Source organism: Mycobacterium sp. TH-M106, from assembly GCF_057473765.1.
In genome coordinates, this window is the sequence record NZ_JBYCLE010000551.1 from 1 (window position 1) to 2,584 (window position 2,584).

General features: G+C 69.0%; 4 protein-coding genes. 3 read left to right on the plus strand and 1 reads right to left on the minus strand.

Going from position 1 to position 2,584, the window contains the following annotated elements:
- The 3 genes from AC2VOP_RS18955 to AC2VOP_RS18965 form a co-directional block, all read left to right on the plus strand.
- The coding region (locus tag AC2VOP_RS18955; protein WP_486962400.1) for an APA family fibronectin-binding glycoprotein at positions 1-581 on the plus strand (581 nt) is incomplete at its 5' end.
- Between the two features lie 121 nt (positions 582-702).
- Positions 703-1,008 carry a GlsB/YeaQ/YmgE family stress response membrane protein gene (locus AC2VOP_RS18960; RefSeq protein ID WP_486962402.1) on the plus strand — a complete coding sequence of 102 codons (306 nt, stop codon included), beginning with the start codon at positions 703-705 and terminating at the stop codon, positions 1,006-1,008.
- Between the two features lie 99 nt (positions 1,009-1,107).
- Complete coding sequence (locus AC2VOP_RS18965; RefSeq protein WP_486962403.1) at positions 1,108-2,148, plus strand: zinc-binding alcohol dehydrogenase family protein; 1,041 nt, start codon at positions 1,108-1,110, stop codon at positions 2,146-2,148.
- Positions 2,149-2,162: 14 nt separating this feature from the next.
- On the opposite strand, the gene AC2VOP_RS18970 is transcribed toward AC2VOP_RS18965, so the two are convergent.
- Positions 2,163-2,584: CPBP family intramembrane glutamic endopeptidase (locus AC2VOP_RS18970; RefSeq protein ID WP_486962401.1), on the minus strand; the 422-nt coding region annotated here is incomplete at its 5' end.

Here is a 2,584-nt window from a genome sequence, read left to right on the forward strand (position 1 = left end):
TGACCGCCAACGACACCCGGATTGTGCTGGGCAAGCTGGACCAGCGGCTCTACGCCAGCTCGGAAAGCGACAGCGCCAAAGCCGCAACCCGGCTGGCCTCAGACATGGGTGAGTTTTTCATGCCGTACCCTGGCACCCGCACCAACCAGGAGAGCACCCCGCTCAACGGCAATGGTCTGACCGGCAGCGCTTCGTACTACGAGGTGAAGTTCACCGACCCGGCGAAGCCGGTCGGCCAGATTTGGAGCGGCGTGATCGGTGTGCCGCCGGCCACCCCGACCGCACCCCCGGGCCCGCGTTGGTTTGTGGTGTGGATGGGAACCGCGAACAACCCGGTCGACAGGGCCGCGGCGACGGTGCTGGCTGAGTCCATCCGCCCCTTGGCGCCCCCGCCCGCCGCCCCGACAGCTCCCACGCCACCCGGAGCCTTGGCGCCCCCGCAACCACCAGGGGCCCCCGCAGCGGTCGCACCGCCCGAAGGTCAGGTGCCGCCACTGCCGCCGGCGGTGCAAGCACCCCCGGCGGCGCCCGCGGCACCCGGGCTGCCTCCGATCGGAGCGCCCCCACCTGCGGCGGCATGACACATCGGTGACCGAATCGCCGCCGAATCGGGTCGCGAAACCGTTACGCTGACCCGGTAACCGGGAACCAAGCCGGCCCAAGCCGGCCAAGCCGGCGGAAGCGAGGAGTTTCGGGATGGACGTGAACGTCGTGGCGGCGATGCAGTTTCTCGCCCTCAACGTCAGCGGTGGGACTGAGGTCGGCTGGATCGGCTACATCGTCATCGGCGGTATCGCCGGCTGGCTGGCGAGCAAGATCGTCAAGGGCAGCGGCGCCGGCATCCTGATGGACATCGTCGCCGGCGTCGTCGGGGCGCTCGGCACCGGAGTGGTGCTCAATGTGCTGGGTGTCGACGTCGGCAATGGCGGATACTGGTTCACCTTCTTCATCGCGCTGCTCGGAGCGGTGGTGCTGCTCTGGCTGCTCAGGCTGATCCGGAAAAGATAAACCAAGCAGGTACCGAGACTGCGGCCACGCGGGGTTCTCTCGCGGTCTGACACCCGAGCGCAGAATAGACGCCATGGGTGAAGGACCGCTGTGAGCGATATGCGGACCGGTCAGACCGGCACGACGATGAGCGCCTGGCGCGTGCGCCATCCCGGCCCGATGGACACCGGCCCGTTGCAATGGGTGACCACTGCGGTGCCCCGAACCGGCCCATCGGAATTGCTGGTTGCGGTGCACGCGTGCGGGGTGTGCCGCACCGACCTGCACGTCGCCGAGGGTGATCTTCCGGTGCACCGCAACCAGGTGATACCCGGCCATGAAGTGGTCGGCGAGGTCGTCGAAGTGGGCTCTGCGGTGGGCTCGGACGCCGGCGACCTCTTCACCGTAGGGGACCGGGTCGGCATCGCCTGGTTGCGGCAGACCTGCGGAGTGTGCGAATACTGTCGCCGCGGCGATGAGAACCTGTGCCCGAAATCCCGCTACACGGGCTGGGACGCCGATGGGGGTTACGCCGAATTCGCCATGGTGCCGGCGGCGTTCGCCCACCACCTGCCGAGCGGCTACAGCGACAGCGAACTGGCGCCGCTGCTCTGCGCCGGCATCATCGGCTACCGTTCGCTGCTGCGTGCCAGCCTGCCGCCCGGCGGCCGGCTGGGCCTGTACGGTTTCGGCGGCAGCGCGCACATCACCGCCCAGGTTGCGCTGGCGCAGGGCGCCGAGGTGCACGTGATGACCCGCGGCGCCCAAGCCCGTGAGTTGGCGATCGAACTCGGTGCGGCGTCGGCGCAGGGTGCGGCCGACCCGCCGCCGGTGCGGCTGGACGCCGCGATCCTGTTCGCCCCCGTCGGCGAATTGGTGCTGCCCGCCTGCGAGGCGCTGGACCGCGGTGGCACGCTGGCGATCGCCGGGATCCACCTCAGCGACATTCCGTCGCTCAACTACCAGCGTCATCTGTTCCAGGAGCGTCAGATCCGGTCGGTGACGTCGAACACCCGCGCCGACGCCCGGGCATTCCTGGAGTTCGCCGGGCAGCACCACATCACGGTGACCACACACGAATACCCGCTCGGGCAGGCTGACCGGGCACTGGGGGATTTGAGCGCCGGCCGTATCACCGGGGCGGCGGTGCTGTTGGTGTGACCAGGCAGCCGGGCTCAGGTCGACAGGTGCCACACCAGCGCGGCGGCCAGTGCCCCGACACCGTTCAGCGACCAATGCAGCGCGATCGGCGCGATCAGACTACCGCTGCGCCGCCGCAACCAGCTGAACACCAAGCCGGCTATCCCGGTGGCGAAGACCGCGAGAATCACCCCTGCCAGCATGCCGGGCAGCCCGCCGCCGAACAGCCGGGAGAAGCCGACGTTGCTGCCGGTCAGCCCCAGCGATGTGGCGATGTGCCACAAGCCGAACAGCAACGAGCCGGCCACGGCCACACCGCGGAACCCGCACGCCCGGTTCAATGCGCCGTGCAGCACACCTCGGAACGCCAACTCCTCGGGGATGACGGTTTGCAGCGGGATGATGATCATCGAGGCGACAAGCGCGCCGGAGACCGTCGCGTAGTGGTTGTTCATGA

Bases quoted from the DNA above. Each gene is read 5' to 3' on its own strand.
- AC2VOP_RS18965 (WP_486962403.1), top strand. From the start codon at position 1,108: ATGCGGACCGGTCAGACCGGCACGACGATGAGCGCCTGGCGCGTGCGC.